Here is a 731-nt window from a genome sequence, read left to right on the forward strand (position 1 = left end):
TTGACAACAGTATTCAAGCCGAAGGAGTTTATTATTGACGGACTGCTCACGCAGGGATTGTATGTACTTGCAGGTGCGCAAAAGGTTCGTAAGTTTTGGATGGCAATGGATATTTGCCTCAGCATTGCAACAGGAGTTCCTGTGCTTGGACGTGGTACTATTTAAGGAACTGCTTTGTATCTTTGTCTCGAGGATAACTATCAGCGACTACAGCGCAGATTGTTTCAGATGAACGCCGAACCGATTGAGAATCTTCACTTCGCACTTGCTGCTGATAAGATAGGTGCAGGTCTTGAAGAGCAGATAGAAGCGTTCAAGAAAGAGCACGATGACTTGAAAATAGTTGTTGTCGATGTTATGCAAATGGTGCGCAGCAATGTTGAGTCGAGTTATGGTTCTGATTATGCAGAACTGATCGCGCTCAAACAGCTTGCATATCGCTTGAACATCTGCATACTGCTGATACATCATATGCGAAAAGCTAAGGACGATAATCCGTTCAATATGATGACAGGCAGTACAGGTATCGGCGGAGCTACTGACGGAAACTTTGCGCTCAAGGAAACAAAGTGCGGCTCAGGAAAAGCAATCATGTATTGTCAGGGACGTGACATTGAATACACTGAACTGCGAATGCATTTCGATACCGATGCCATGCGTTGGATAGTTGAGAACGAAGCTACATGAGTCTGAATATCAAACCGTGTAAATGCCAATAATAACCACAAACA

At 43.9% G+C, this 731-nt stretch carries 1 protein-coding gene; it reads left to right on the plus strand.

Annotated features, from left to right (window positions below; translation table 11 throughout):
- Positions 1–174: 174 nt before the first annotated feature.
- The gene (locus DW015_RS12840) at positions 175–687 is read left to right on the plus strand and encodes an AAA family ATPase (RefSeq protein ID WP_117905913.1); all 513 of its coding nucleotides are present in this window, start codon (positions 175–177) and stop codon (positions 685–687) included.
- Positions 688–731 lie beyond the last annotated feature (44 nt).

The sequence above is a fragment of the Ruminococcus sp. AF37-20 genome, from assembly GCF_003460465.1.
Lineage (GTDB): Bacteria > Bacillota > Clostridia > Oscillospirales > Ruminococcaceae > Hominimerdicola > Hominimerdicola aceti.